This window comes from Plantibacter cousiniae (nom. nud.) (genome assembly GCF_977070315.1).
In genome coordinates, this window is the sequence record NZ_CDRVEU010000014.1 from 187,458 (window position 1) to 213,617 (window position 26,160).

A 26,160-nucleotide genomic window follows, 5' to 3' on the forward strand; every position below is an offset into this window, starting at 1 on the left:
TCGGTTGTCATGCGCCGGATCATTCCGGCAACTTGAAGTCGATGGTCTGCGTCGCGAAGCCTTCTATCGGCGTGTCACCGCGTTTGGCCGGTATGAACTTCCAGTTGCGCACAGCCTCCACGGCCGCTTCGTCCAGTACCGGTTTGCCGCTGGATTTGGTCACCTCGACAGCGCCAGCGCGGCCGTTTGGCAGCACCTTGATGCGCAGAATCACGCGACCTTCCCAACTGCGTCGTAAGGCCAGCCCCGGGTATTCCGGCGGCGGGTTGCCCAGGCTGGCGAGCCCGGATACCGCAGCGCTTTCCTTGACCGGAGCCGGTGGCGCAGCAGGTGCCGGCGGCGCGGGCGCAGGTGTTGGCGGCGCGGGCGGGCTGGGTGCGGCGGCAGGCGTTGGCGCAGGCGGCGTCGGCTTTTTCACCGGCTCGACTTTCTTGACCGGCTTGGGCTTCTCGACCTTGGGCTTTTCCACTGGCTTGGGCGGCGGCTCGACAGCGTCCGGATCCTCGACCGGTTGTTCCGGTTCGGGGGGAGGCGGTGGAGGCGGCGGCGGAGGTGGTGGCTCGGGCGGCGGCGGTTCCGGGGCAGGTGGCGTAGGGCTGGTCAGTTCAATGGTCATTTCCGGAACTTGTGGTGCAACTTCCGGGACGTCTGGCTGGGCAGTTTGCATGTACCACCAGATCGCACCATGAATAAGGACCGACGCAGCAATCAACACCATTACTTGCGGCTTGTTAAGGCCGCCCGGACGCGACGTATTGGCGCTGAAAGGAATACCCTGCCACGCCGTCGAAGTGTCATCGGGCGAAGGAGAGGGGACCGCTTTCATTATTACCGCATCATTCATTAACGCTCCCTCGGGTAGTTAAAGGGCAATAAGATTCCGCTCGAACAATGGGTAACTGTTCGATTGATGGAGACCTGCATATTGTGGATAGGCAGGGCAACGCGGTGGGTGCGCACACGGCGAACTCAAACAGTTAAAGGACGTCTTGAATCAGGGCACTGACATTGCAGATCCTTGCTTGCTTATCGTCATGTACGGGGACGTACAGCGATGTTCCTGAATGCTTACACTGCAACCGCTGTGCCAGAAAGCCCTCGCTGGAACCGCTGATGCAGAGCGGGTGTCGCATTCGTATAACTATTTATCGATTCCCGATTTCGTTGACTTCAAAGCGGCAGATATGAATAAGACCTTGAACAAAAAAACAGGCAAACAATGACCCTCTGCATGAGCAGACGCGTTCAAAAATCATGACCTGCAAGTCACTTTTTTAAATGCACCAATACTGTGTCACTAGGACCACGTTGGTGCGTTAGTTGGTCAGCGCCTCATAAAAACAATACTCCGTGTGGGTACGGCGGTTGTGCGGACAGTTGTGGTTATTGAAATAAACGCCACCCTTTTAGATGATGGCAAAATGAAAGCACTCAAAATAAAGTGTCGGACACTCTTTATAGGTCGACCGTCTTTTAATTAAAAACAACCCCGTGTGTACTTAATGACGCGCACAGGCGTGCAAGGCGCTGATTCATCATCAGAACATTCAAGGCACACGCGAAATGTCTTAAGTCCAGACGTGCAGGGCGGTCGAATAACAGCGCGCAGATCGGGACAAGGTTGAAGCGGCCGTGCCGGCATCGCTTGAGGCAGGTGATGCCCAAGGTGTGAATTGCCAGCGTAACGGTGGTCTGACGCAAGACTGATAGGGCACAGCTAGATTCCTTTCCTGGCGGGCAGCGAGACTTGTGGTCTGCTCCCCTGCACTGTTTGTGGACGCTCTGACGTCCGTGAACTGCACTTTGGTGCGTGTAGGCACCCCATGAATGCAGCGTGCACCATTGGTTTATGGCACGACCGTTCCACTTGAAAGATCTGTGCCAATTTGTGTCTTTTTGTATCTGGAGGGGTACATTTTCATGTAATCGACGCTAAAGGCCCCCGCCGGGTGATGTTCGGGGCCTTGACTTGAAAACATGGGAGAAGATGACAGCCAGCGATGGCTGGCTCTGGGGAAGGGCATTACTTTTCAGAGCGTCAGGGACCGCTTCGATACTCAGAGCTGCTCCAGCGCTTGTATCCGGATCTTGAACCCGTTGGGTGCGAGGATTTTCTGCCAGCCGACGTATCTGAATTGGGCGTCGGGGTTGATCCAGTCACCGCTGTTCACGCCGCGGGTTCCTCTGATCGCGAATCTTTTTACTGACCCACATGGGCCATTGAATCTGGGGTCAGTCGTATAAATGACGTACGGCTCCACGTACTGCGTGGCCCGCAGATACTTTCCGCATTGCTGGTCAACGTTAATCAGTGTTGACTTCAGCTCAGCGTCACCGACCATGTCGTCATACATTTTCAGAAACGTGATATTGCCTACGTCCTTGAACCCCAACGATCTCGCCTGTTTGTATTCAGGTAAATTCTGGTGAGCGATCAAGTCGGCTTTCTTTTGCTTCTTGTCTTCAATGGCCTGAGCGGCCGCCAGAGTAGCTTCGGCCTGCTTGCGTAACTTACCCGCTTTAGCGTAAGTGGCATTGCATCGCGCAAGCTCCTCTGCGCTCACACCCATTTCGCTGGGGGTGTAGTTGTCAGCGCTGAGGGAGTAGGAAGTAATAGTGAGCGAGTTGATCACTTCTTTTGGGTCCAGCGGGCCTTGTTGAGCCTCCAGAGAATCCACTTGCTCTTGCGTTTTGTTGCAGTGCTCCATGTAGAGGGTGTAGGGAGAGTAGGCGTCATTTTTGTCGGAGTCGGTATACATCTTGGCAAAAACCAGGGGGCTGATGGCGGTCGTCACAAACGCCAGGAAAATACACCTGATTGGAAGAGCAAAGGTCATGACTTATTCCTTTAGGGTTAAAACCTGATCCGTGAGCATCACTTGGCAGCCGCCGGGTTGTGCCATTATAACGACATCGCTCTGTTGTTGCTTTTTCTGATCTCGAAAATACTGGTCACCAGAACGCAGCAGGTGCGCTGAGCGCCTTGCTGAACACCTCAATGGCACGCTCGACGTCTGCCTGCGTGGTGTAGCGGCCAAGGCTGACACGCACGCTGGCCAGGGCCTTGGCGGAGTCCATGCCCAGAGCGAGCAGCACATGCGAGGGGGCATTGCTGGCCGAGTTGCACGCAGACGTCGAGGACAACGCCAGGCTGTGGGATAGCTGCGAGCTGGTGAAGCCACTGCCGGTGATGCACAGGTTCAGGGTGTGCGGAATGCGTTGTTGCGGACAGCCATTGAGCTGCACATCCGGCAGGCTCAACAAGCCTTCGCGCAGGTGGCGACTCAGCTCTTCGATACGGCGGTTTTCAGTGTCGGCCTGGCTGATCGCCAACGCAAAGGCTGTACCCATGCCGACGATCTGATGGGTGGCCAAGGTGCCCGAACGAAAGCCGCCTTCATGTCCGCCGCCGTGGATCTGCGCTTTCAGCAACGAATGCGCGCGTGGGCCCACGTACAGCGCGCCAATGCCCTTGGGGCCGTAGGCCTTGTGCGCCGAGAACGACATCAGGTCGACGGCCAGACTCGCCAGATCGACCTTCACCTTGCCGACGCCCTGCGCAGCGTCCACATGAAACAGCGCACCGTGCTCGCGCACCAAGGCGCCAATGCTGGCAATATCGGTCAGCGTACCCAGCTCGTTATTCACCAGCATCAGCGATACCAGCAGCGTGTCTTCGCGCAATGCAGCCTGTACGGCGTGAGGCTGGATCAGGCCCTGAGCGTCCGGCCTCAGCCAAGTGACGGGAAAGCCCTGGCGCTCCAGTGTGCTGACGGTGTCGAGCACGGCCTTGTGTTCCAGCACGCTGGTGATGATGTGACGGCGCTGCGCGCTGGAATCATGGGCGATGCCCTTGATCGCCAGGTTGTTGGACTCGGTTGCGCCGGAGGTCCAGACAATGGTGTCGACAGGCGCACCCACCGCATCGGCCACCTGCGCGCGTGCCTGTTCAACGGCCTGCCGCGCCACCTGCCCATAACCGTGCCCGCTGGATGCCGGATTACCGAAATGACCTTCGCGCCCCATGCAGGCAACCATAGCGTCGATGACCTGTTCATCAACAGGCGTGGTGGCGGCGTAATCCAGATAGAGCGCAGAAGTGGTCATGGGCAATTCGCTTTGTAATCGAGTCAAAATCAAGGGCTGGCATTACCAGACCGACTGCTTGAAAGATTACTGATCCGCAGGCGAAAATTTTTTGATATTTACACGGATACGAGCAGCCAAAGCGAAAAAATATTCGCTTACGCTTGGATTTTTACGATTAAAAATTCTAGGATGCTGCTTCAGGCGCAGAATCGCAGCCAGACACCCATCGTTCCTCACGCTCCGCGTGGGAATGCAGTTCTGGATGCTCCGCGTCCAATCCGAGGATGCAAGGGGCTGCACTGTTGGGTGACGCAGAGCGTCACGAAATGCATGCCAACGCGGAGCATTGGCACGATAGTCATGCTGCGTGAGGCGCAGATCGTAGCCAGACACCATCGTTCCTCACGCTCCGCGTGGGAATGCAGTTCTGGACGCTCCGCGTCCAATCCGGGAACTCAAGGGGCTGCACCGTTGGGTGACGCAGAGCGTCACGACAGGCATTCCCACGCGGAGCGTGAGGAACGATCAGTGTAAAGCGACTAACGCAGGAAACCGCTAATGGACAAATTCGACCGGGCAATCCTCAACATCCTGCAAACCGACTGCACCCGTTCGGTGGCGGACATCGCCGAGCGTATCGGCCTGGGCAGTACCGCGTGCTGGCGACGTATCCAGAAGCTGGAAGAGGCCGGCATCATCGACCGCCGGGTCGCGCTGCTCAATCCGCAACGGCTGAACGTCTCAGTCAGCGTCTTCGCCGCCATCCGCACCAACCAGCACAACGCCGCCTGGCTCGAACAGTTTCACGCCGCCGTCGGCGAGCTGCCTGAAGTAGTCGAGTGCTACCGCATGGCAGGCGACACCGACTACATGCTGCGCATCGTCGTAGCCGACATCGCAGGGTACGACGCGGTGTACAAACAACTGATCAGCATCCCCGGGATCAGCGACGTAAGCTCCAGCTTCGCCATGGAACAGATCAAATTCACCACCGGCCTGCCCTTGCAATACGCATCGTTTGGCGGCTGAGCACCGCCACGCTCATCGATTGAATCGAACCCTCAGCCCGATGCCACGTCCACTTTCTTTGGCAAACGAAAAAGGTGGCTGACATGACAACCGATCACATACTCACAAACAGCGTGCCCAAAGAAGACCCCGCCAGCCCGCAACTCGGCCAGTACGATCGTGAAGCAGACCCGGTCCTCGCCATGAATGCGAACAGACCCGGTGTAGGTTCGGAACGCGGCGACGAGGTCAAGAAACGCACGGAAGGCGACGAGGCTTACGAAGATGACGAGCCGGAAGTGTATTCGGATGACCCGGATATCGTCGCGGATGAGGGTGGTGGTGTTTCGCCGGGCTGAGGGAGCACAAATATGGCGCTAAGGTGATGTAACAGCTCAAACGTGTTCATATAAGGGACGTTGAGCTGTTCACAGAGGTTGGGGATGATGAATACGCCGACTCAAGGCCGAGAAGCAATCTCGTCCAGATGATTCAGCAGATCCAGCGGGTCCTCATAAACCCTTAACGCGCCAGCACGCTCAAGCTCGCCTATGTCATAGCCACCCGACAGCAGACCGACGCCGGTTGCCTTGCAGCGACGTGCCGCCAGCATGTCCCAGATCGCGTCCCCTATCACCAGACACTCGTCAATCGGAGCGTTTATCTTCTTTGCAGCCGCCAGAAACAGGTCGGGGTCAGGCTTGCCATAGCTCACGTCATCGCGCGTAACAATGTTGATCTTTTTGACGTCCAGTTTCAGCGCTTTCAGGTTGATCGTCGCCGTATCGATCCCGCCGCTGGTGGCGATGCACCATTTGAGGTTTTCCTTGTCGAGCGTCTCCAGCAACTCGACGGCGCCGGGCAATGCGATGATCTGTCCTTGCAGCCGCTCGTAAGCCTGAGCATGTTTCTCGCTGAGCCGTTCGGCTTGTTCTTCGCTGATGTTCAAGCCGGTTTCACGCGACAGTGATTTCAACATCAGTCCGCCGCTCATGCCGATCTTGCGGTGAATACGCCACATCGCAAGCGGGATTTCTTCTGCGTCCAGTGCTTCTTTCCAGGCGGCAACGTTTTGATAAACGCTGTCGGTCAGCGTGCCGTCCAGGTCAAAGATGAAGGAGGTTTGCGGTCTCATAGGGTTACTCTTTTTGAATGCGGATTGACCATCTGGCGAGGTTCGGGGCGTTGTGGTCGACACCTGTTCGGCGGTGTCGGAATGCGGCGATCATCAATGAAGCGAGGGCTGTACCGGGGCTTCGAATACGGCATTGCCAGATGGAGGGAAAGGGCTGGTTTTTTGAGGTCACACACTTTCGAGTACGTGATGGAATGGCGGTTCGATCTTTCGGGCGGGAGGGCGGCCTGGTAGCAGAAAAGCCTGATGGCTTTCCAGTCGGTTTGAAGACTCTCCAGCCGCGTTAACGCTGTACGTAACCCTCCACCAGCGCCTGAACCCGCGCTGCGTCCTCATGGGTAACCGGGTTATAAACAATCATCGACAGATCCGGCCGGCCATCCACTGCGAAACCCGAATACTCCAGCTCAATCAGCCCATGAACCGGATGCCTCAGGCGCTTGGTGCCTTCGCCCTGCAAACGCACATCGTTGTCGCGCCACAAAGCAGCGAAATCAGCACTGAGCGTGCAGAGTTCGTCAGCGAGTTCACGGAGTTCCGAGGCGGCTCCGGCACGGGTCGCGTCGGCCCTGAATGCGGCGACGATAAAGCGCGCGACGGCCTGCCAGTCGTCCTGCTTTGCACGCGTGCCAGCATTGCAAAACATCAGGCGCAGGATGTTGCGCTGCTCTACGGGCAGCAGGCTGTAGTCAGTAAATACGGCGGCAGCAGCGTTGTTCCAGGCCAGAACATCCCAAGTGGCGGTCTTGATAAAAGCAGGGCTGAACGCGAGCGTATCCAGAATACGCTGCAAGCGTGGCGATACGCCCTCGGGCGCGCTGTAGACCACTTCGGGCAGATGACCAAAAGCGAGCATGAACAGGTGTTGCCGCTCGGGCTCGGTCATCAGGAGGCTTTGCGCGATCCGGTCCAGAACCTGAGCAGACGGCGCGCCGCCGCGTCCTTGTTCCAGCCACGTGTACCACGTTGCGCTGATATTGGCGCGCTGGGCAACTTCTTCCCGACGCAAGCCTGGCGTGCGTCGACGCGTAGTGGAAAGCCCCAGACTCGCGGGGTCCAGACGCGCCCGACAGTCCTTCAAATACGTTCCCAGCGGGTTGGCCATGATGATCCTGTTGGTTTTTATACCCTGATAACGTCACGTCTTTTACGGGATAAACGTTACGCGCACTCTGCCGACTTCAGCAAAGAGAGATTTGACTATGCGCATATTTATAACCGGCGCCACAGGCTTTATTGGCACTCGCGTCACTTGGGAACTGATCAACGCAGGCCATCAGGTAGTGGGGCTGACACGTTCGGAAGCCGGGGATCGAGCTCTACTTGCCATGGGAGCCGATCCGCATCGCGGTGATATCGAAGACCTGTCCAGCCTTCAGCGTGGCGTGGAGAAGTGCGACGCGGTGATTCACACGGCGTTTGATCACAACTTCGCGCACTTCGTCGCCAACTGCCAGCAGGACGCTCGCGTTATCGACGCATTGGGTTCTGCGCTGGCAGGCTCTGCGCGCCCGCTGGTGATCACCTCCAGCACGGCGATGGGCTCTTCAGCACCCGGGCAGGCCGCAGACGAGGACTACTTCGACCCAGCCCATCCCAACCCTCGCGTCGCATCGGAGCTCGCCGGGCAGGCGCTGTTGCAACGTGGCGTCAACATAGTCGTCATGCGACTCTCGCAAATTCATAACCCGGTCAAACAGGGCTTGGTCAGCGAAGTCATCAAACAGGCCAAGGAGAAAGGCTGCTCGGCCTATATCGACCAAGGCCTTAATCAGTGGTCCGCAGCGCACCTTGAAGACACGGCGCGCCTGTATCGTCTGGCTCTGGAGAAACATCAGCCGGGGGCTCGTTATCACGCGACTGCCGAATCAGGCATCACCTTCCGCCTGATTGCCGAAACCATCGGAGAACACCTCGGCCTGCCCACGTTGGCCTTGCCCGCCGATGAAGCTGCCGCACACTTTGGCTGGCTGTCGACATTCGCGACCAAGGACATGAGCAGCCTGAGCCACAAGACACGCGAACGCTTGGACTGGCAGCCCAAGGGGCCAGGTTTGATTGAGGATTTGGGAGATTGTTTGAAGGGGTAGTGTCTGCAGGCGGAACAACTCTGCAATTGCAGATGATCATCGTGCCAATGCTCTGCGTTGGCATGCAGTTCGTGACGCTCTGCGTCACACATCTACAGTCTGGCAACGCAGTCCAAGGACCCTACAGAATCGCGTGTAATCAGCGTGATTACTGGTGAGTATCCGCATTCTCAGCGGGATAAAACTCACCCTTGCTTCCCATCCTTTCCAGCCGCTCACGAACGAGCGCCTCGACGCTGGCCACTGCAGCCCGGTCGTCAGGGTTGACCAGTTGCAAGTGCAGGCGACTATTGTTCTGATCGTGGGTACCCTCGCTGAGCATGTCGTGTGTGACGATTTGTTCGCCACGCCACAGACATAGCTGAGTATGGGTATCACCAAGCCATATCTCTTTAACTGATCTGAGGTCAGTTTTAGCCAGTTGGTCCACGGTGATCGTCTTTTCCATTGCCTTGTCCATTGTGCTGTACCTTTTTCAGTGAGCCGATACAGGTCTGACGAATAGCCGCCGCGGATCGTTCCCGGCGTCGGCTATTCCACCGCGCCAACGGTAATGAGTCGACGCAAGGATCAAGATCGATCAATCGATAGTTGCACGCGGCAAGGCTTTATTTCTTCAGCCAGCCCTCAACAACATCGGCACCATGCTCCGCTTTCCACTCCTTCAAGACCTTGTGATTTCCACCCTTGGTCTCGATCACTTCACCGGTTTTCGGATGTTTATAAACCTTGAGTTCGCGCGGCTTACGCTTGCCCGCAGGCTTTTCAGCGGTCTGTCCGCGGGCCGAGGTCTGTGGATCCAGCAGATTGATGATGTGCTTCAGGCTGAAGCCATAGTGCTCAAGCAGCTTGCGCAGCTTGGTTTCGAACTCGATTTCCTTCTTGAGCCCCTGGTCGCCCTTCATCGTCTCCAGTGCCTGGAGTTGCTCGGCGAGGTGCTTTTCCAGCTGGCGGTATTCTGCGAGTTTGGACATGGTGTTTTCCTTATAAACAGGTGTGCGTAGTTATTGAGAGAGATCGCGCCCGTTACAAGTTCAGCCTATTTTCCGCAGGTCGGTTGGCTTTCAATACGTTGGAGTAACACCATAAGCCGGATTGCCCGAGCTTCCGGTTATTTTCAGAAAATGCGATTTTCCGGGCGCAGGATCATCAGCTTTCGACCAGAGCAGTCATTGAGGTCGCCCAAGCGATCTACCTCATCTCAGGAAGTAGTAGTAGGGAAATAGCGTAGGTATCCAGCGATGTTCGACCCGCTTCCTGCCGTTCTATCCTTCGGATGAATTCGCCCTTCGCTGACTGGAACCTCTTCAAAATCAAATGGACTGACGCCTTCAAGACAGGCCACATTAACTCCGTATTGAGCCGGGTTGGAGCGTCGCTGGTGATGTGTATATATCCCACATTGTGAGCAAAAATAATGCTTCGCTTGCCGGGTATTGAACTGATAGAGCTTGAGCATCGCCTCGCCAGAAGTGATCTCTATATCCTCCAGGGCTGCCGAAACCGCGATTGCACCGCGCATGCGGCAGTAGGAGCAGTTGCAGCGCCGGACGGTCTTAAACCCGTCACTCAGCCGAACTTGAAATCGTACAGCGCCGCAATGGCAGGTGCCTTGTAACGTTCCGTCAGAGGTGTCCATATAAAACAGTGCCTCCATCTATGGGCTGCGCGGCAGCGAAAAGCCTTTGAAGATGTGGCCAGACGACCACATCTTCACACCGTATTTACTTAGGACCTGGCCCAAAACGGTTAGGTCCTGGATGACCTTCCTGAATCAAAAACACGAGGTTAGCAATCGGTACCAGCAGCCACCAGCCGCTGCGATCCGTGTCGTGCAACCTGCGAACACCCACCGCGATACCTGGGACCAACACGGCCAGGGAGTAAAGGTTAGCGATAATGCCGCCATCACCTATCAGCCCGCCGATAACGCCGAGGACAATCGAGATCAAGATGTTGAACAGAAAAAACATCCAGTATTCTTTTCTGCGTGCCCTGCCCGTGAACACCGCGTATTTTTTCAGAACGTCTGTGTACCAGCTCCACGCAGGCGGGTTATCGGTGCTCGCACTGGCTGGCGAAACAACCAGCTGCGGTGCCCCGCAGTGCGGACACGTACCAGCGTCATCACTGATTTCCTTTGCACAACCACGACAAAATACCATCTCATTCTTCCCTAAATCAGTTAGCTATTAATCCAAAAAATATCAGCAGCGATACTGCTGACAAGACAGTGCCTGCTATCGCTATTCCGTTTCCAGGCAACTTTTTGTTGATGCTGATAACGCCCAGAACCAGTCCGGCTATCGAGCACATGCCGAGCCCGACGACGGTATCCAGATCCCATTCACCATCGTCGAACAGCGCCAGCGAGCAGAGGATGCCCAGCACCAGAGAGACGATAGCCATCCACGGAGAGCCAGTTTGTTGTAGCTGTTGCGCGGGAGTTGCGGAGACCTGACTGGCGCCACATTGCGGGCAGTTGAGTGCCGTTTCATGTATTTCCTTTGCGCAGCCACGACAGAAGACCATCGCCATTTTATTTCCTTATATCGAGTAGCTTTCAGACCACCAGCAAGCGATTGAACGCCTGCAAATTCTGGATTAAAAGGTTTGTATTGCCAAGAATTAGTTAGCTTTATTTATAGATTTGGCGACTGCACGACGTTTTTAGGTGTTTTGCAGTCAGTTATTTACGTTGGTTTGATCGCTTCCGTGGCGATGGGCAAGGGCTGAAACACTTTCAGAACGTGAGTCCTCTATCGATACTTCTGGAAAAGACGCTTTTCAATCGCGCTGCGGCTTCACGCAAGTAGAAGATGTCCATGTCACCCACTTCATGCGTCTGGTCAATGCTTGATCAGGCAGCTTTAGGCCTAAGCTGCCGGCCATCATCGGCAGAAATCGGCGCATGCGTCCCTCTAGCCAATAGTGCTAGGATAAAATCAGCCGCCCAGAAAACGTAATCAGGAACATAATCCAACAGTGGATAACGCTGCCAAGTTTCGATGCCCCAGCTGTGGCCATCTCCCTATCAGGGTGCCACCCACCCATAAGTGCCCCGAATGCGGAGTCTTTTCTCATACGTGGCTGATTTATAACTGGGATAGCTTTGCCTCCTTCAGGCGTCAGCACCTGAAATGCAATATCGTGATAATCGTCCTTGTGGTCATTAACATTGCCGCCTTGTTATGGTTTGAATCCAGCAATGTCTTTCTCTGGATGCTCAACGTTCTGTCTATTCCAGCCACAATCAGTTTGTCTTTTTGTATGCATGATCTTCGAGGACAAGCAGAGTACAAAGGGCATAGCAGTGACGCTGCTTTACCTTGGTTTTCGTGTTTCACGGGGTTGTGACCAGAATGCCTGCTTTTGGCCGATAGCCGTCTTCCGCTCCGACAATGGCGCGTCCTGTTCTACTATCCGATCAGACCTCATGCCCTCCAGCTCAAGGGCATTTCGAACACTTTGGCAAGCCGAGCCAGCTTCTCGGCAGATCTGGCAGAGATAGCGAGAGGAGGCTCTTTGATCATGTAGAACAGATGATCGAGTGCGACACCCGCTTCGCCATGCGCGATGTAGTCCAGAACGATTTCTGCCCCATTCTCAAGACCTGACTGTGCCAGTGGATGATCATCAGGCAAGGGGCCAAGCTGCGCATATTCAGCGGACATCAGTGTAGAGACCTCATCCAGCACTTCGAGGAGGTCTTCGCGCAGATCGGGACTCAGCTGATTCATTCCACCTCTATCCATGCTGTCATATGCTCAGTTTGTACCACCATTTGCCGAAGAGTCGCAGCGCTGACTCCACGACGGACAGCTTTCGACCCGAAGCGGACAGTTGATACCCGTGTCGCTTAGCAGCCCATCGGTCGTTCACGAATGGATATACCGGCATGAAGTAGCGCCGCGATAATGAACGGAGACTTTTTCTCCAGATACTCCGCCATCCCACCGGTATTGCTCGACTCCAGCTGAAGCTTCAGCGCTTCATACTGCAGGCGCACCGAGGGCTCGCGCCTAAGCAAATCTCTGAACCCCAACATCTGGGTGATCGTAAGGTGGTCACGGGTACAAGCGTGAAGCTTGTGCGTGCGAATACCAGCCACGTTACGCCGATAGAAATGATGCCCTTCCGATAGATCATCTCCTCGTACATATCCCAAACCCATTAACACCTCGTCTCGCGCCGAGGCATGGCGATGATCGTTAACCTCGATGAGCACATCGATCTCGGGCTTCGCCGCGAGCCCTGGAACAGCGGTGCTTCCAACGTGGTGTATGGCAATCAGTTCATCGCCAAAAGCAGAAGCGATTAATGGCTTGTCTGCCAGAAATCGGGCAGGCCACGCCGGAGTGTAGGGAGTGATCTTGCTGGTCAGTGCCATGTCCGTTCCTGGGCGGCTAATGCACCGAAGTTTCGCTCAAGGCATGTGCAGTTGCCAGGGACTGATAGCAGAACCTCGACAGTACGGCGATTCAGCAGTTCGAATTTGGATCTGGTCGAGGTTACTTAGCACAGTACCGGCGCTTCGATGATGATCCGCCTGTACTCATCTGAATCGAACACAAATGGGCCAATACCGCTGATTGGACGAGGGGATTCATATCCGTTTTCATACGCAAATGAATCCCAGACGATGCCGGTATCGCTCCTTTCAACTTCTACAGAATAGGCTCCGCATCCAATGTCCGCGCACTCTGGGCAGATGTAAATAATGACTCGGGCAGCCCGTCCTTCAGGTAGATCCCAGCATAGGAGATCGGCGACGAATGCTTGATTTTGTTGGGCAAAACCACTGGCAAAGGGGGTCATGAAATCCGAATGACCACCGTCAGCGCTCGTAAGCATATCCAGGACCGAACACCCGTCGATTCGGAAATCCAGGTAGCTACGCTCTGTAACGGTACACCCGCCCAATGAAGAACCTGGCCGGTTGATTCGATCAAGGGTGAGTCCGCTGAGCTGCATATGAGTGGACCGGAAGGGAGGTAGGGCGCAATTACACTCGTTATTATTTACTTGGCAACACGGCGCTGCTCGATGCGCTGCTTCTGGTCGAGTACGATCTACCAATGAAAAATTGGGTATGCGCTCAGCCGTCAATCGGGCCGGAATTCGACTGTTGCGCCGAAGGCTTCCAGTTGGTCGCGCAATTGGCGCAGTTGACGTCTTGTACCGCTTCTGGCGTTGAATTCAGACGCGTCGGCAAGTGCCAGTGCTTCCTTCAATGACAACTCGCTCCCTTTGCTGACTAGCTGAATAACCTTGAGCTTATGAAGGCCCAGGGCAGTAACGATCAAGTCGCCGCTTTCAAAATCAGCCGGGTCATAGGCACTGACTTCAGCGGGCGATTGCTCCAGGAGCTCTGCTTCCTGGCGCGCATCGATTACTTCACGCCAGTACTGATTCGCAGAGCCGATCTCGGCCATGATCAAGCGACTGAATTCGATGATGTCATCATTCACTTCTGCCAATGCTTCCAGCAAACGGCGAAACGCCACAAGGCTCGGCGCTATCCGTATTGCGTCCCACCGACCTGCTCCGTGGGCTGCGGTATAGACGGGATAGCCGCTTGGAGCTTCGGTCGCTGCAATAAAAACCGGGTCGTCCAGCCCGGTCATTGCAAGGACATACCAGTCTGGATTCCATTCGCCTTCAGTATCGGATACCAGGCTTACACCGGTATTCCCATGTGTCCGAAAGCCAGCCTGAAAATCATCAAGACGATCCAGTTCTGCATAGTGCGTGGGTAAAAGAAGATCACCCACAACGACGCCATTGATAAGAAACTCTCGGATGTTTTCGCGGGCCAAATTCATACGTCGATAGTTCTCGCTATGGGGCTCAAGCACATGGAGTGGGTGGCATCGTCATGATCTATTCGCAAAAATCCACACTGCAGATAAAACGCGTCGCCTGCAGAGGTATCGGTGGTGAGGCGCAAGCTTTGAAAACGCTGAGCTGCATGCGCAACCAGCGCCTTTACCAGTGTCCGCCCCACGTGGTGCCCTCTTGACGAAGCGCTGACGTAAACGCGTCGTAGCCTTGCCGTGTTCGTTTTGACGTATGGATCAACTGAAAGGCCTCCGATGCCTATTAGTTGCTGGTTCAAATACGCTGCCATAAAGCATTCGCCGGGGGCATCGAAGCGATTTGCCCCGGAGTGCCACTCGGCAATCAGGCGGGTGATAAACCTGAAACCCTCTCCAATCGCCTCTTTCTCTAGTGCGAGAATTTGCGGTGGGAGATGGGTGATGTGTCGAATTTCCACTTGGCTCATGCATTGCCCTGGTGAGTGAAACAAGTCACCAAACAATAGGCTTGTCGTCCCAGGCCCAGAAGGTCCCGCTGTCGGCCGGTCCATGTGCGCCTACCACCTCAATGATGCGATCCGCCGAGAACGCCGGTTCGAACAGTTGGCCTTCGGGCACGTTCGCCTGGAATGGCTGAGACAGCTCCGTGTCAGTCGTGCCTGGGTGTATTGCCAAGACAGTAGAGGCCGGGTTAAGGCGTTTCAACTCAATACTGGCCGTGTGCAGCAACTGGTTGAGCGCAGCTTTGCTGGCTCTGTAGCTGTACCAGCCACCCAGTCGGTTATCGCCAATAGAGCCAACCCTCGCGGAGAGCGCCGCGAAGGTAGAAGGTTGTTTGCGCAATAACGGGAGTAGGTGTTTGAGCAGCAGGATCGGTGCAAAGGTGTTGGTCGCGAAACTCGCCTGCAGGCTCGCAAGTGTCAGTTGTGCCAGGCCCTTTTCTGCTTTTGCGCCGTCCTGATGAAGAATGCCTAGCGTACTGATGACGAGGTGCAGATGCTCGCATCCATCAAGCGTCTCGCTCACGAGCGCTTCGAGGGATTGTTCATTGCGCGCGTCGCAGTCGACGCGTTTGATGCGTTGGCCATATTGCTCTTCAAGCGTTGCCAGTTCTGTGGAGGTGCTGGCTTGTCGCGCGACCGCCCATACCCGCGCCACATCATCGCGAGCAAGCAATGCCGCGCACAGTGCCAAGCCGATACCTCGGCTGGCTCCGCATATCAGCACGTTAGCCTCGCTGTTCAGTTCCGGTATCAAATTCATAAGGCACCTTGAGGAGCATGGCTGAAGTGTTTTTTAACGTCTGTGAAACAACTATAGGCACTACCGCCTCGCCAACAACCGCGCCAACACAGCCGTCACCACCACAGCCAGCAAAACGGCAGTTGCGATAGACAGAAGCGCGCCCCATTGCACTATGGAGTACCTGAGGGTCAGGTAGAAACTCACCACCCCGACCGCGCCAATGGCATTGCCGCGGATTATCGCCGCCAGTTCATAACGCCCGCCTTGAACGTGGACGAACACTGCAAGCGGCCAGGCGATCACCGGGATCGGCGCCAGCAGCCCACTGATCACCGGCCCGAGCCAGGTAGCGCTTGCGGTAATCGCCAGCAGCAGAAGGGTGGCGGTCAGCATTCGCATCGGAATGACCCAGCGCGGCATTGCAACATATGACGCTACGTTCGGCGGAGCCTGTTTCGAGGTGGCAACGACGATCAGCCCAACCATCAGCAGCGTGAAGATGATCGACAGCGCCAGTAAGCCCGACAGGTTCACCACAAAGGCCGTCGCGCCATACACCGCGAGCGCCAGGATGCATCCCGTCAACGCTGAAACGCGTCGAGTGACCAGGAAATAAAACAGGTAAGTCGCCTGAATCGCCGCCAGCCCGGCCAGTGCGCCGGGCACCGCCATCGAGGCGAACTGGGTGCCTTGCTCAAGGCTGAGAAACAGCATGACCAGCGCCGAGGTCATCGGCAGTCCGGAAAGCAGCCCTGCAACACCGGTACCCCAGCGCTTTGCCGCCAATGAAATAGCCAGCATCAGCGCGGGGGTGATGAGTAACTTGAGGTAGAAGGCCGTCATGCAGAAAACTTCACATCCGAAAGTGGGCTGAATGCTAAACCTTTTGGCGGTGGGTAACGATGCATGTCAGCGCTTGCTCCATCGCTCGGCAGCGCATCCGCCAATCGCCAGAAACAGAAAAGCCCGGCGAACCGGGCTTTCTGAAAACGGGCAGTGCTTATTTAGCGGTTTTCAGCTTGATCACGTCACCAGAAACGGTGGTGGTGTAGCCGTTCAGAACCCAGGCCCAGAACCACTTCTCCTGCACTTGGGTATTGATCAGCGCATCGCCACCCTTGGCCTGAATGGCGCTGTTCTGCGCACGAACGAAACGGTCGTTCTGACGAATCGGGATCAGACCGAACAACATCAGGCCGGTGGCGCTTGCTTCACTGTGACCGACGACGGTGTATTGGCTGCTGTCGTATTGCGGGGTTTTCATAGGGGTGCCGGTGCAACCCGCCAGAACCAGACCACATACTGCTGCGGCTACGACTTTGCTAAATGACTTCAAGGTGAAACTCCATGGGAAAACCCGGATCCACGTCTCGGGCGGCGGTACTTTACTCGTTGGGCTGGTGCTTGAGGTGTTTTTTTGAAATTGCTTTACAGCGCCCTCACGACTGTGCTGCCGCAAACTCCGAGAGTGGGCTGTTTCAGGCTGTAGCGGGGCGGCGCCTACCAGCCAATAGCAACTTTCCGAGACGTTTCCCCGCTTTGCAGGCGCACCTTTCCCATGGCCAGCAGCTAGAGGTTCGGTAGGGTAAATAGCATGGCCTATTGTGCTGTGTTTTTGACCAGCCCTTCAGACCGCACCTTTATATAACCAAACTGGCGCTTGATCACACGAAATGGATGCTCAACCTTCGCCCAAACCTGGGCTTTCGCGTACTAAATCTTGCGACGCACGCGTACGATCAAACTTTTCTTGCCATGTTTTTAACTGCTCGGGCGTACAGCGATAGAGCAGATTATCTAACGATTCTGATGACTCGCACGCTTGTCCACGCCGGTCTAGACTGCATCGCCAATGACCTAGGTTTCAACTGATCGATGCGAGTCACGTCCGCCACACTTGCTGCGGTACCCGCCAGGCCACGTACTAAACTCGACTCGGCATCTTCGTCGACATGCGCTTGCATGCCGAAGAAATACTGGTGTCCTTTCATATTCCGATAAATATCGGAGTCGCTGTAGCCGAACCAGTTTTGCATCAAATGAATGCGCAGCATCGCCATTAATGGATAGGCGGGACGGCCAGGCTCAATCAGATTGATCAATCCCTTCCAGGGTTCTGATCCAGATCAATCAGGAAACGTCCCTTACGGGTTTGCTTGCGCTTACCAGCATACCCGGCACCAGCAAAGGTCCTCTGCTTCATCGGGCCCCTCGGCGGTTACGATTAGACATCTTGTCGAATCTGATAGTCTTCTTCAGAGTTCCCTTAATCATTATAAAAACCAAAAAAATATTTTGAATAATTATAAAGAAAGCACCTATCAACCACGACTGCTTCCTGGATACCATCGTTAATTTTTTACGCTAGTCGAAAAAAGTCTAAGGCCTATGCCAAGACGGAGCTATGGTTGCGTATAGCGATAGCCAACTGCTGATCGCCCAATAATTTATCTAGCCATTAACTAGCTTTTCACCTCATCAAATAAGGAAAATTTGACGTGATCATTTTCAATCAGAAGTATTCTTTTCTTGCCACAATGTGCCAAGATAACTCACTGGGCGCTATTGGTTTTACACAATACCAGTCAGGCGTATCGCCAGCAGCAGCTTATACTGGAAATCGATTATCGATGGCTACTGTGACCAACCGTAATATTCAATATTTATTCCTTTATCGGGATGACGTACAAAGCTACGAGATTAAGTTCTTAAGTGAAAACGGGGCGTTTTACTGGAATGTGATTTCTGAAATACAACCTGAAGATTTCAATTATAGTTTTTTTAAAGCTGCTACTCGTCGTGAGGGTAGCCTTAAAGACGACAATTTGTATGGGTGGAGCATGTACTGGCATGATCCGGCACTAGGTAAGTCAGGCCCGCTGAATAATGGTCAGCTTGCGGTGCCGCTCGGAGAGTTAAGACTTGGAATTAATCAACCGATTTGCATTAGAGCAGACGCGGGATCTTTTATTTCACTTGAAAATAAAATTTCCATTGGAAATGAGTGGGTAGCATCGGCTAGGTGTCGTTCAGTGACTAATGCCACTGAACCCAATCCGTTGTCCATTAGGCTGAACGTCCTTCAGCTTAATCTTCCGTTTACAAATTGAGAAATTGTGTGCACCATGCGATAAGGCTTCGAGATGTATAGATACTTGAACGACTCTGGGCAGGGGACGCCCAGAGTTGAGGTGTAGTGATAACCACAATGCTTTAGCGCTCTACGTTGGCAGGCAGTTCGACGATCGACCCTAACAGGCTAATGGACAGAGGTCTAACGGATACGCAAAAGCGAGTGAGATGCGCGCGAATGAGAAGCTCTATTTTATTATTGACGTTATAAACTTCCAAAGAAACCTTAGACGTACAGTTATAAAGCGGAGTAGGACTGAACCCTACGCTTTCTAACTCTTGTGTGTCCCAGATTTTCATTTCAACAGCCAAATACAGCATACCCAGAGTTATAGGAATCTTACCTCGCCTTTCCTTGCCTCGTTTAAAGGCAAAAAAATCATACCCCTCAGGTACAAAATATCTGCAAGGATCATAGTTATCCATACTAATGGAAAAACGCTCAAAGAACTCGGGCATCAACTCATTGGCATCGTCCCCTTCGATGCTCAGCTCACGGTTAATATCCGTGGCCAGGCTGAGATCTTAAAATGCATCTTTGCTGAATTCAAACACCTCTTGAATACACCTGACTATATCGTTCAGCAGCTCATACTCCACGTTATCCTTACTCATTCAGAACACCTGATCTTCAGCACATACCATGTTATGGTAGGCAACAACGGTTTTATAGCCAATGAGTTCTAGTGCTGGTGCTGTGTAAGCTTAGCCAACCATTGGAATGGCTCGACCTGCAAATGCGCCAATGTACTGATCGAAGTAAGGATTTTTTACTTCCGGAGGTGGGACCATTTCTCCAAAAAATCCTGAAGCACAGCAGAGCCAACCTTGACGCAAGTACGTTCAGGTTATGGCATCATTTTAGAAGGTTAGAAACAAAAAAGCCCGCACAAGGCGGGCTTCGGGCATTTCATAGACTGTCCACAACTCAAGACACATCCAGACTGCAAAAGATGGCGCACCAGGCGGGATTCGAACCCACGACCCCTGCCTTCGGAGGGCAGTACTCTATCCAGCTGAGCTACTGGTGCGACGCGGGCGCCATGATACTCACATGGGTACGGGGCGTCCAGTTGCGGGCGGTGCGAGACACAAATCACCCAGCGCGCCCCGCGACAGCCTTTCATCAGCCCACACCCATTACCGCCCGCAAAGGATCAGACCTGCGCTTTCGGCACGGCTGTGTGGTGGTGCATGATGCTCCCCATACCACTCCGTCAGTTCGTTCTCACCGAGGGCCTCTTATCAATCAGTTCAAAAGCATCGAGCGCAGCCCGTGCCGCGTTCTTATTACCGGGGCCAGTATCGCGGGGTGTGCCGCGGCCTGGTGGCTGACGCAGCGCGATTGCGATGTCACGGTTGTCGAGCAGGCATCTGCCTTTCGTGATGGCGGGCAGAATGTGGATGTGCGGGGCGCGGCTCGGGAGGTCTTGCGCTTGATGGGGCTTGAGCAGGCGGTGAAGGAGCTCAATACCGGCGAGACCGGGCTTGCGTGGGTCGATGAGGATAACCGCACGGCGGCGCGCATTGATCTGGCCGGTCTGGACGGGGACGGCCCCACTGCAGAGCTTGAGGTGTTGCGCGGTGATCTTGCGCGTCTGCTGTATGAGGCGTCGTCTGCTGATGCGTTCTATCGCTTCGGTGATCGTATTGTCTCGGTCGAGCACAATGACGAGGGCGTATCTGTCACGTTCGAGAGGGGTGGCGAGGAGCGTTTTGATCTGTTGATTATTGCTGAAGGTGTCGGCTCGCGTACGCGGGAGCTGGTGTTCCCCGGCGAGAATCAGCCGCGCCGGATGGACCTGGCCAGCGCGTTCTTTACCGTGCCTCGTGCGCCGACCGATAGCCAGACCGCGCGCTGGTATAACGCGGTGGGCGGTCGCAGTGCGGGGGTTCGTCCGGACAATCGCGGTACGACGCGTGCGTTCTTTAATGTGCACGGCCGTAGCCATCTGACGGTCGGCAACAGCATTGCCGAGCAGAAGGCGTTTCTCCGGGCGTCGTTTGCAGGCGCGGGCTGGGAGGTGCCTCGTTTACTGGAGGGGATGGAAGCTGCGGAGGATTTCTGGTTCGATGACTTGCGTCAGGTGAAGATCGATCGCTGGTCGAATGGCCCGGTGGTACTGCTGGGCGATGCGGCCTGGTGTGTCACGCCACTGGGTGGAGTCGGTGCTTCGCTGGCGTTGATTGGGGCGTATGTGCTGGCGGGCGAACTCACCAAGACCGACACCATTGCCGAGGCGCTTGCCGCGTACGAATATGTCCTGCGCCCTGTGGTGAAAAAGTCGCAGAGCGTGCCGAAACTTGTTCCGCGTCTGGTCCATCCTCGCAGTCAGACCGGGGTGAAGATCCTGCGCGCCGTGCAGCGGCTGGTGGCAACGCCCTTTATCAGCAAACGTGCTGCCAGGGCGCTGACCCCGGCGGTGCAGTCATTCACGCTTCCGGATTATCGATAGCGCTACAGGCGTGGGTTAAAACCTGCGCCGGGCTCTGCGGTGGTCATGGCGCTGTCGAACTCGATCAGCCACGGCCCGGCCAGGACGATGATCGGGTCGTTCGGCAATGCCTTGAGGTTGATCGTGACCTTCGCCGGTTGCTCAGTGGTCGCTCACGGCTTTTATGCGCTGCCTGATCACACTGCGGCTGCCTTGCGTTCAGGTTCGGCGCTGATCAGAAAACTACACACCTCCGTACTCCCGTTCTTTTTTTCGAACGGGCTATTGTCCTTTCCCCCTGCAATGCCTAGGATTCGTTTGAGATTTCAAACGCTCTTGTTCGGTCTTCCTGCCTTCATGCGTTGCGCAGCGCTGGAACCCGATGGAATGTTTTCCTGACGATGGCTTCCAAATGGGGTGCATCGATATCAATTGTTCGCGTCGCCTCTCGGGCGATGCTGTTTAGGAGGCCGACATGCAGCTCAAAGATTCCACACTGTTCCGCCAGCAAGCCTACATCAACGGCCAGTGGCTGGATGCGGACGGTGGTCAGTCGATCAAGGTCAACAACCCTGCCAACAACGAGATCCTCGGCACGGTGCCAAAAATGGGCGCAGCCGAGACGCGTCGGGCGATTGAGGCGGCTGACAAGGCGCTGCCGGCCTGGCGTGCGCTGACTGCCAAGGAGCGTGGCAGCAAGCTGCGCCGCTGGTTCGAGCTGATGATCGAGAACCAGGACGATCTGGGTCTGCTGATGACTCTGGAGCAGGGCAAGCCACTGGCTGAAGCCAAGGGCGAGATCACCTACGCCGCGTCGTTCATCGAGTGGTTCGCCGAAGAAGCCAAGCGCGTCTATGGCGATGTGATCCCTGGTCACCAGCCGGACAAGCGCCTGATCGTGCTCAAGCAACCGATTGGTGTAACGGCGGCGATCACTCCGTGGAACTTCCCGGCGGCAATGATCACCCGCAAGGCCGGTCCGGCACTGGCGGCGGGCTGCACCATGGTGCTCAAGCCTGCGTCGCAAACGCCGTTCTCGGCACTGGCCCTGGCTGAACTGGCCGAGCGTGCGGGCATTCCGGCTGGCGTGTTCAGCGTGGTGACCGGCAGCGCAGGCGATATCGGTGCCGAGCTGACCGGCAACCCGATCGTGCGCAAACTGTCCTTCACCGGCTCGACCGACATTGGTCGCCAGCTAATGGCCGAGTGCGCCAAGGACATCAAGAAGGTTTCCCTGGAGCTGGGCGGTAACGCGCCTTTCATCGTGTTCGACGATGCCGACCTCGATAAGGCGGTCGAAGGCGCGATGATCTCCAAGTACCGCAACAACGGCCAGACCTGCGTGTGCGCCAACCGCATCTACGTGCAGGACGCGGTGTACGACGCATTCGCCGAGAAGCTCAAGTCGGCGGTCGGCAAGCTGAAGATCGGTAACGGCCTGGAAGAAGGCGTCACCACCGGCCCGTTGATCGACGACAAGGCGGTGGCCAAGGTCAAGGAACATATCGCCGACGCCGTCAGCAAGGGCGCAACCGTGCTGACCGGTGGCAACAGCCTGGAAGGCTCGTTCTTCGAACCGACCATTCTGGTCAACGTGTCGAAAGATGCCGCCGTGGCCCGGGAAGAAACCTTTGGTCCGCTGGCCCCGCTGTTCCGCTTCAAGGACGAGGCCGAAGTGATCGCGATGGCCAACGACACCGAGTTCGGTCTGGCGTCGTACTTCTACGCGCAGAACATGAGCCGCGTGTTCCGTGTTGCCGAGGCGCTGGAATATGGCATGGTGGGTATCAATACCGGCCTGATCTCCAACGAATTGGCGCCGTTCGGCGGTATCAAGTCGTCCGGCCTGGGCCGTGAAGGCTCCAAGTACGGCATCGAAGATTATCTGGAAATCAAATACCTCTGCCTGTCGGTCTGACCGACACTCGGGTATTGCAGTCGATGGCGCGCGAGAGCGACGTGTCATCGGCTTTTGTTGCACCGCAGTTTCCTGGTGGCCTGAAGGCTGCAGCAGTCGATCATCGTATGCTGCCGCAGTTGATCCGGTCCGCTTGATCCTTGACCCACGCCGACCGATGAGCGGCGAATGAGGAATACATGAGCAAGACTAACGAATCCCTGATGCAACGCCGCCATGCAGCCGTCCCGCGTGGCGTTGGTCAGATCCACCCGATCTTCGCTGCTTCGGCGAAGAACGCGACCGTTACCGACGTGGAAGGTCGTGAGTTCATCGACTTCGCGGGCGGTATTGCCGTTCTGAACACCGGTCACCTGCACCCGAAGATCATCGCCGCCGTGCAAGAACAGCTGACCAAGCTGAGCCACACCTGCTTCCAGGTACTGGCTTACGAGCCTTACGTCGAGCTGTGTGAAAAAATCAACGCCAGGGTGCCAGGCGATTTCGACAAGAAAACCCTGCTGGTGACCACCGGTTCCGAAGCGGTGGAAAACGCCGTGAAGATCGCCCGTGCTGCGACCGGTCGTGCGGGCGTTATCGCCTTCACCGGCGCTTACCACGGCCGTACCATGATGACCCTGGGCCTGACCGGCAAAGTCGTGCCTTACTCGGCCGGCATGGGCCTGATGCCGGGCGGTATCTTCCGCGCGCTGTACCCGTGCGAGCTGCATGGTGTGAGCGTTGACGATTCCATCGCCAGTATCGAGCGCATCTTCAAGAACGACGCCGAGCCCAAGGACATCGCTGCAATCATCATCGAACCCGTACAGGGCGAAGGTGGTTTCTACGTGGCGCCGAAGGCCTTCATGCTGCGTCTGCGCGAGCTGTGCGACAAGCACGGCATTCTGCTGATCGCTGACGAAGTGCAGACCGGCGCGGGCCGTACGGGCACGTTCTTCGCGATGGAGCAGATGGGCGTTGCGGCTGACCTGACTACTTTCGCCAAGTCCATCGCAGGCGGCTTCCCGCTGGCGGGCGTGTGCGGCAAGGCTGAATACATGGACGCCATTGCACCCGGCGGTCTGGGCGGCACCTATGCCGGTAGCCCCGTGGCCTGTGCTGCGGCACTGGCGGTGCTGGACATCTTCGAAGAAGAGCACCTGCTGGAGCGCTGCAAGGCGGTTGGCGAGCAGTTGGTGACCTCGCTCAAGGCGATGCAGGCCAAGTACCCGGTTATCGGTGAAGTGCGTGCGTTGGGTGCGATGATCGCTGTCGAGCTGTTCGAAGACGGCGATTCGCACAAGCCTAACGCCGCCGCTGTGGCTCAGGTGGTTGCCAAGGCGCGTGACAAGGGTCTGATTCTGCTGTCCTGCGGTACTTACGGCAACGTGTTGCGCGTGCTGGTGCCGTTGACCGCTGAAGACGAATTGCTGAACCGCGGCCTGACCATTCTCGACGAATGCTTTGCTGAAATCGCGTAAAAAGTGTGAAGTCATGAATTGATTAATTTATGACCAAACAGACAAAAAAAGCCCGTTTCGACGGGTTTTTTTTGCGTTTGAGCAGGGTATTTCGCTGTTTTGGGTATATCCGGACGTTTGCATTGGCTAAGGTGATCGCATTGACATCGGAGAGTCATGATGACCGCTGTAGTTTTGCCCGCCGTTCCTCGCGTACTGATAGCCGAGTCTGATCCATGGGTTCGCGAGACGCTTAGCGACCTGGTGTTGGACGTGCGTGCGGATATCGAGCTGGAGATGTGCACCGATGGCAAACAGGCCGTCGAGTGGATGAAAAAACACCTGCCGGACCTGATCATCGCCGCCCGCGAGCTGCCGGGGATCGATGGCCTGAGCCTGCTGCGGGGCGTGCGCAATCTGCGTCGTCAGCCCGCCATCCCGTTCATTCTGATCAGCAATCGCAATGACAGCGCCAGCGTGCGTGAGGTCGTGCCGCTGGCGCCGACTGCCTACCTGACCAAACCACTGAATACTGAAGGCTTGCGCCAGCGTCTTGAAGGCCTGTTGCTGGAACGCAGTGCCCCGGTTGCGGGTGCGGTGCCCGCGCTGACGCCGGGCCTGACCCTGACCAAGTTTCTAGACAAACGCCGTGATATAGCCGATGGCGCGCCGCTGTTCGTCGATGTCGCCACGGCGGTGACGCTCAGCCAGACCGCCAGCGGCATCGACGCCGCCTTGCTGGAGCAGGAGCTGCGCAACGATCCGCACATCACGGCAGTACTGATCGCAGCTGCCAATACGGCGGCGCAGCATCTGGGCAAGCCGATCCAGACCATGGGCGGGGCGCTGGCCATTCTCGGGCCGGTGCAGGGTGCCAATATCGCGTCAGGCCTGGCCAAAAAGCGTATGGCGGTGCTGACCAATGATGCGTTGCTGGTCAAGGCCCATGAGCTTTGGACCCTGTCGCAGCGCACGGCAGATTACGCACGCATTCTGGGCGGCATGCTGGAGCTGGATGCGGAGCGCTGCTTCAGCGCCGGGCTGTTGCAATCGCTGGGTGACCTGGCGGTATTGGGTTGTCTGCAGGAGTGGCTGCTGGCTGGCGGCCAACTGGATGAGCAGGTGATCGGGCAGTCTCTGGAGCAGTATTCCGCTGCCTTCGGTTCTGCTCTGCGCACGCGCTGGCGTTTGCCGCTGGAACTGCGTGAGCTGATCGCTGCGGTGTATCAGTACAACACCGGCATCTACACGCGCGAAGTGCTGGCAATGAACCTGGCGGGGCAGATGGCGCGCCTGGGCGAGGAAGAAAGTGTCACCACGCTGATCAAGACCAAGTCGGCCAAACTGTTGAAGCTCAGCGTCGGTGACTTGCAGCGCCTGCGCAAGAAGCTGACGGGGGTGACGGATCCGAGTTTGCTGAGGCCGCTGACGACCGAAACTGAGGTGGCTGCCGAGGCGGTCGAAGATGGGTTGCTCGACGTGGCACCTGCTGAAGAGCCTGCTGCAATCGAGGATCCGGCAGCCGCTGTTCAGGGTTCGCCCGAGAAGTAAAACCCGACTGACGCCTTCGCGAGCAAGGCGAATCGCCGCCTAGCCGCTCCCTCAGGGCGTCATGCCGTGCGCGCTCCCACAAGATACCGCGTACTCCCGTAGGAGCGAACTTGTTCGCGAAGGCGGTATTCCTGACGCAGAAAAGCCATCGACTGCACCGGACTCTTCGCGAGCAAGCTCGCTCCGACAAGGTACCGCGTACTCCTGTAGGAGCGAACTTGTTCGCGAAGGCTATATTCCAAACGCAGCCAATGCATTGAATGTACCGCCCTCTTCGCGGACAAGTCCGCTCCTACAGG

At 56.2% G+C, this 26,160-nt stretch carries 27 protein-coding genes, 1 tRNA gene and 1 pseudogene; 8 read left to right on the forward strand and 21 right to left on the reverse strand.

Annotated features, from left to right (window positions below; all coding sequences use genetic code 11):
- Positions 1–19: 19 nt before the first annotated feature.
- The 3 genes from ACW55A_RS24055 to ACW55A_RS24065 form a co-directional block, all read right to left on the reverse strand.
- Entirely contained in the window at positions 20–826 is an 807-nt protein-coding gene (locus ACW55A_RS24055) for an energy transducer TonB (protein ID WP_239989843.1), read from the reverse strand.
- Between the two features lie 1,231 nt (positions 827–2,057).
- Entirely contained in the window at positions 2,058–2,837 is a 780-nt protein-coding gene (locus ACW55A_RS24060) for a hypothetical protein (RefSeq protein ID WP_002555833.1), read from the reverse strand.
- A 115-nt stretch (positions 2,838–2,952) separates the two neighbouring features.
- Positions 2,953–4,107 (reverse strand): cysteine desulfurase family protein, encoded by a 1,155-nt coding sequence (locus ACW55A_RS24065; RefSeq protein ID WP_498811677.1) that lies wholly within the window; start codon positions 4,105–4,107, stop codon positions 2,953–2,955.
- Positions 4,108–4,647: 540 nt separating this feature from the next.
- Between ACW55A_RS24065 and ACW55A_RS24070 the strand changes: the two genes are divergently transcribed.
- Positions 4,648–5,118, forward strand: coding sequence for an Lrp/AsnC family transcriptional regulator (locus ACW55A_RS24070; RefSeq protein WP_455808383.1), 471 nt, complete (start codon positions 4,648–4,650; stop codon positions 5,116–5,118).
- Between the two features lie 83 nt (positions 5,119–5,201).
- Positions 5,202–5,456, forward strand: a complete 255-nt coding sequence (locus ACW55A_RS24075; protein WP_003367627.1) for a hypothetical protein — start codon at positions 5,202–5,204, stop codon at positions 5,454–5,456.
- Between the two features lie 101 nt (positions 5,457–5,557).
- Here the strand turns inward: ACW55A_RS24075 and ACW55A_RS24080 are convergent, their stop codons facing one another.
- Complete coding sequence (locus tag ACW55A_RS24080) at positions 5,558–6,232, reverse strand: HAD family hydrolase (protein ID WP_455808384.1); 675 nt, start codon at positions 6,230–6,232, stop codon at positions 5,558–5,560.
- 283 nt (positions 6,233–6,515) lie between these two features.
- Entirely contained in the window at positions 6,516–7,337 is an 822-nt protein-coding gene (locus ACW55A_RS24085) for a helix-turn-helix transcriptional regulator (RefSeq protein WP_003367631.1), read from the reverse strand.
- Positions 7,338–7,434: 97 nt separating this feature from the next.
- On the opposite strand from ACW55A_RS24085, the gene ACW55A_RS24090 reads away from it, so the two are divergent.
- Positions 7,435–8,322 (forward strand): SDR family oxidoreductase, encoded by an 888-nt coding sequence (locus ACW55A_RS24090; protein ID WP_455808385.1) that lies wholly within the window; start codon positions 7,435–7,437, stop codon positions 8,320–8,322.
- A gap of 148 nt (positions 8,323–8,470) precedes the next feature.
- On the opposite strand, the gene ACW55A_RS24095 is transcribed toward ACW55A_RS24090, so the two are convergent.
- The 14 genes and pseudogenes from ACW55A_RS24095 to ACW55A_RS24160 all read right to left on the reverse strand — a co-directional run.
- Positions 8,471–8,782 carry a hypothetical protein gene (locus ACW55A_RS24095; protein ID WP_498811678.1) on the reverse strand — a complete coding sequence of 104 codons (312 nt, stop codon included), beginning with the start codon at positions 8,780–8,782 and terminating at the stop codon, positions 8,471–8,473.
- A gap of 148 nt (positions 8,783–8,930) precedes the next feature.
- Positions 8,931–9,296, reverse strand: a complete 366-nt coding sequence (locus tag ACW55A_RS24100; protein ID WP_003435103.1) for a histone-like nucleoid-structuring protein, MvaT/MvaU family — start codon at positions 9,294–9,296, stop codon at positions 8,931–8,933.
- Between the two features lie 227 nt (positions 9,297–9,523).
- The gene (locus tag ACW55A_RS24105; RefSeq protein ID WP_072365239.1) at positions 9,524–9,961 is read right to left on the reverse strand and encodes a GFA family protein; all 438 of its coding nucleotides are present in this window, start codon (positions 9,959–9,961) and stop codon (positions 9,524–9,526) included.
- A gap of 85 nt (positions 9,962–10,046) precedes the next feature.
- On the reverse strand, positions 10,047–10,487 hold the full coding sequence (locus ACW55A_RS24110) for a DUF805 domain-containing protein (RefSeq protein WP_455808386.1): 441 nt from the start codon (positions 10,485–10,487) through the stop codon (positions 10,047–10,049).
- 16 nt (positions 10,488–10,503) lie between these two features.
- Complete coding sequence (locus tag ACW55A_RS24115) at positions 10,504–10,860, reverse strand: DUF4190 domain-containing protein (protein WP_003413911.1); 357 nt, start codon at positions 10,858–10,860, stop codon at positions 10,504–10,506.
- Between the two features lie 896 nt (positions 10,861–11,756).
- Positions 11,757–12,062, reverse strand: coding sequence for a hypothetical protein (locus ACW55A_RS24120; RefSeq protein WP_039011496.1), 306 nt, complete (start codon positions 12,060–12,062; stop codon positions 11,757–11,759).
- A gap of 119 nt (positions 12,063–12,181) precedes the next feature.
- Complete coding sequence (locus ACW55A_RS24125) at positions 12,182–12,712, reverse strand: GrpB family protein (protein WP_455808387.1); 531 nt, start codon at positions 12,710–12,712, stop codon at positions 12,182–12,184.
- A 125-nt stretch (positions 12,713–12,837) separates the two neighbouring features.
- A complete protein-coding gene (locus ACW55A_RS24130; protein WP_024682711.1) occupies positions 12,838–13,296 on the reverse strand; it encodes a hypothetical protein in 459 nt (152 codons plus the stop codon).
- Positions 13,297–13,427: 131 nt separating this feature from the next.
- Complete coding sequence (locus tag ACW55A_RS24135) at positions 13,428–14,147, reverse strand: hypothetical protein (protein WP_003339948.1); 720 nt, start codon at positions 14,145–14,147, stop codon at positions 13,428–13,430.
- Positions 14,144–14,608 (reverse strand): GNAT family N-acetyltransferase, encoded by a 465-nt coding sequence (locus tag ACW55A_RS24140; protein ID WP_455808388.1) that lies wholly within the window; start codon positions 14,606–14,608, stop codon positions 14,144–14,146. Before ACW55A_RS24140 ends, ACW55A_RS24135 begins: the two co-directional genes overlap by 4 nt.
- Before the next feature lie 25 nt (positions 14,609–14,633).
- Entirely contained in the window at positions 14,634–15,404 is a 771-nt protein-coding gene (locus ACW55A_RS24145; RefSeq protein WP_455808389.1) for an SDR family NAD(P)-dependent oxidoreductase, read from the reverse strand.
- 60 nt (positions 15,405–15,464) lie between these two features.
- Complete coding sequence (locus ACW55A_RS24150; protein ID WP_455808390.1) at positions 15,465–16,229, reverse strand: hypothetical protein; 765 nt, start codon at positions 16,227–16,229, stop codon at positions 15,465–15,467.
- Between the two features lie 157 nt (positions 16,230–16,386).
- Positions 16,387–16,722, reverse strand: a complete 336-nt coding sequence (locus ACW55A_RS24155) for a hypothetical protein (RefSeq protein ID WP_005745763.1) — start codon at positions 16,720–16,722, stop codon at positions 16,387–16,389.
- A 266-nt stretch (positions 16,723–16,988) separates the two neighbouring features.
- Positions 16,989–17,589: pseudogene (locus tag ACW55A_RS24160) on the reverse strand (transposase); the annotation flags it as partial.
- A gap of 295 nt (positions 17,590–17,884) precedes the next feature.
- Between ACW55A_RS24160 and ACW55A_RS24165 the strand changes: the two are divergent.
- Positions 17,885–18,496, forward strand: coding sequence for a hypothetical protein (locus ACW55A_RS24165; RefSeq protein ID WP_455808391.1), 612 nt, complete (start codon positions 17,885–17,887; stop codon positions 18,494–18,496).
- Between the two features lie 103 nt (positions 18,497–18,599).
- On the opposite strand, the gene ACW55A_RS24170 is transcribed toward ACW55A_RS24165, so the two are convergent.
- Positions 18,600–19,034 carry a DUF1493 family protein gene (locus ACW55A_RS24170; RefSeq protein ID WP_455808411.1) on the reverse strand — a complete coding sequence of 145 codons (435 nt, stop codon included), beginning with the start codon at positions 19,032–19,034 and terminating at the stop codon, positions 18,600–18,602.
- A 438-nt stretch (positions 19,035–19,472) separates the two neighbouring features.
- A tRNA-Arg gene (locus ACW55A_RS24175) sits at positions 19,473–19,549 on the reverse strand.
- A 159-nt stretch (positions 19,550–19,708) separates the two neighbouring features.
- On the opposite strand from ACW55A_RS24175, the gene ACW55A_RS24180 reads away from it, so the two are divergent.
- From ACW55A_RS24180 to ACW55A_RS24195, 4 genes are all read left to right on the forward strand, one after another.
- A complete protein-coding gene (locus ACW55A_RS24180) occupies positions 19,709–20,974 on the forward strand; it encodes an FAD-dependent monooxygenase (RefSeq protein WP_498811679.1) in 1,266 nt (421 codons plus the stop codon).
- 454 nt (positions 20,975–21,428) lie between these two features.
- Complete coding sequence (gene gabD, locus ACW55A_RS24185) at positions 21,429–22,871, forward strand: NADP-dependent succinate-semialdehyde dehydrogenase (protein WP_455808402.1); 1,443 nt, start codon at positions 21,429–21,431, stop codon at positions 22,869–22,871.
- A gap of 179 nt (positions 22,872–23,050) precedes the next feature.
- Positions 23,051–24,331, forward strand: a complete 1,281-nt coding sequence (gabT, locus tag ACW55A_RS24190) for a 4-aminobutyrate--2-oxoglutarate transaminase (RefSeq protein ID WP_455808404.1) — start codon at positions 23,051–23,053, stop codon at positions 24,329–24,331.
- 159 nt (positions 24,332–24,490) lie between these two features.
- On the forward strand, positions 24,491–25,861 hold the full coding sequence (locus ACW55A_RS24195) for an HDOD domain-containing protein (protein WP_498811680.1): 1,371 nt from the start codon (positions 24,491–24,493) through the stop codon (positions 25,859–25,861).
- The last annotated feature ends 299 nt before the right edge of the window (positions 25,862–26,160 follow it).

What these genes read in the sequence shown, in the direction of transcription:
- ACW55A_RS24055 (WP_239989843.1), bottom strand. Translation starts at nt 826, where the DNA reads ATGAAAGCGGTCCCCTCTCCTTCGCCCGATGACACTTCGACGGCGTGG.
- ACW55A_RS24060 (WP_002555833.1), bottom strand. Translation starts at nt 2,837, where the DNA reads ATGACCTTTGCTCTTCCAATCAGGTGTATTTTCCTGGCGTTTGTGACG.
- ACW55A_RS24065 (WP_498811677.1), bottom strand. Translation starts at nt 4,107, where the DNA reads ATGACCACTTCTGCGCTCTATCTGGATTACGCCGCCACCACGCCTGTT.
- ACW55A_RS24070 (WP_455808383.1), top strand. Translation starts at nt 4,648, where the DNA reads ATGGACAAATTCGACCGGGCAATCCTCAACATCCTGCAAACCGACTGC.
- ACW55A_RS24075 (WP_003367627.1), top strand. Translation starts at nt 5,202, where the DNA reads ATGACAACCGATCACATACTCACAAACAGCGTGCCCAAAGAAGACCCC.
- ACW55A_RS24080 (WP_455808384.1), bottom strand. Translation starts at nt 6,232, where the DNA reads ATGAGACCGCAAACCTCCTTCATCTTTGACCTGGACGGCACGCTGACC.
- ACW55A_RS24085 (WP_003367631.1), bottom strand. Translation starts at nt 7,337, where the DNA reads ATGGCCAACCCGCTGGGAACGTATTTGAAGGACTGTCGGGCGCGTCTG.
- ACW55A_RS24090 (WP_455808385.1), top strand. Translation starts at nt 7,435, where the DNA reads ATGCGCATATTTATAACCGGCGCCACAGGCTTTATTGGCACTCGCGTC.
- ACW55A_RS24095 (WP_498811678.1), bottom strand. Translation starts at nt 8,782, where the DNA reads ATGGACAAGGCAATGGAAAAGACGATCACCGTGGACCAACTGGCTAAA.
- ACW55A_RS24100 (WP_003435103.1), bottom strand. Translation starts at nt 9,296, where the DNA reads ATGTCCAAACTCGCAGAATACCGCCAGCTGGAAAAGCACCTCGCCGAG.
- ACW55A_RS24105 (WP_072365239.1), bottom strand. Translation starts at nt 9,961, where the DNA reads ATGGACACCTCTGACGGAACGTTACAAGGCACCTGCCATTGCGGCGCT.
- ACW55A_RS24110 (WP_455808386.1), bottom strand. Translation starts at nt 10,487, where the DNA reads ATGGTATTTTGTCGTGGTTGTGCAAAGGAAATCAGTGATGACGCTGGT.
- ACW55A_RS24115 (WP_003413911.1), bottom strand. Translation starts at nt 10,860, where the DNA reads ATGGCGATGGTCTTCTGTCGTGGCTGCGCAAAGGAAATACATGAAACG.
- ACW55A_RS24120 (WP_039011496.1), bottom strand. Translation starts at nt 12,062, where the DNA reads ATGAATCAGCTGAGTCCCGATCTGCGCGAAGACCTCCTCGAAGTGCTG.
- ACW55A_RS24125 (WP_455808387.1), bottom strand. Translation starts at nt 12,712, where the DNA reads ATGGCACTGACCAGCAAGATCACTCCCTACACTCCGGCGTGGCCTGCC.
- ACW55A_RS24130 (WP_024682711.1), bottom strand. Translation starts at nt 13,296, where the DNA reads ATGCAGCTCAGCGGACTCACCCTTGATCGAATCAACCGGCCAGGTTCT.
- ACW55A_RS24135 (WP_003339948.1), bottom strand. Translation starts at nt 14,147, where the DNA reads ATGAATTTGGCCCGCGAAAACATCCGAGAGTTTCTTATCAATGGCGTC.
- ACW55A_RS24140 (WP_455808388.1), bottom strand. Translation starts at nt 14,608, where the DNA reads ATGAGCCAAGTGGAAATTCGACACATCACCCATCTCCCACCGCAAATT.
- ACW55A_RS24145 (WP_455808389.1), bottom strand. Translation starts at nt 15,404, where the DNA reads ATGAATTTGATACCGGAACTGAACAGCGAGGCTAACGTGCTGATATGC.
- ACW55A_RS24150 (WP_455808390.1), bottom strand. Translation starts at nt 16,229, where the DNA reads ATGACGGCCTTCTACCTCAAGTTACTCATCACCCCCGCGCTGATGCTG.
- gabD (WP_455808402.1), top strand. Translation starts at nt 21,429, where the DNA reads ATGCAGCTCAAAGATTCCACACTGTTCCGCCAGCAAGCCTACATCAAC.
- gabT (WP_455808404.1), top strand. Translation starts at nt 23,051, where the DNA reads ATGAGCAAGACTAACGAATCCCTGATGCAACGCCGCCATGCAGCCGTC.
- ACW55A_RS24195 (WP_498811680.1), top strand. Translation starts at nt 24,491, where the DNA reads ATGACCGCTGTAGTTTTGCCCGCCGTTCCTCGCGTACTGATAGCCGAG.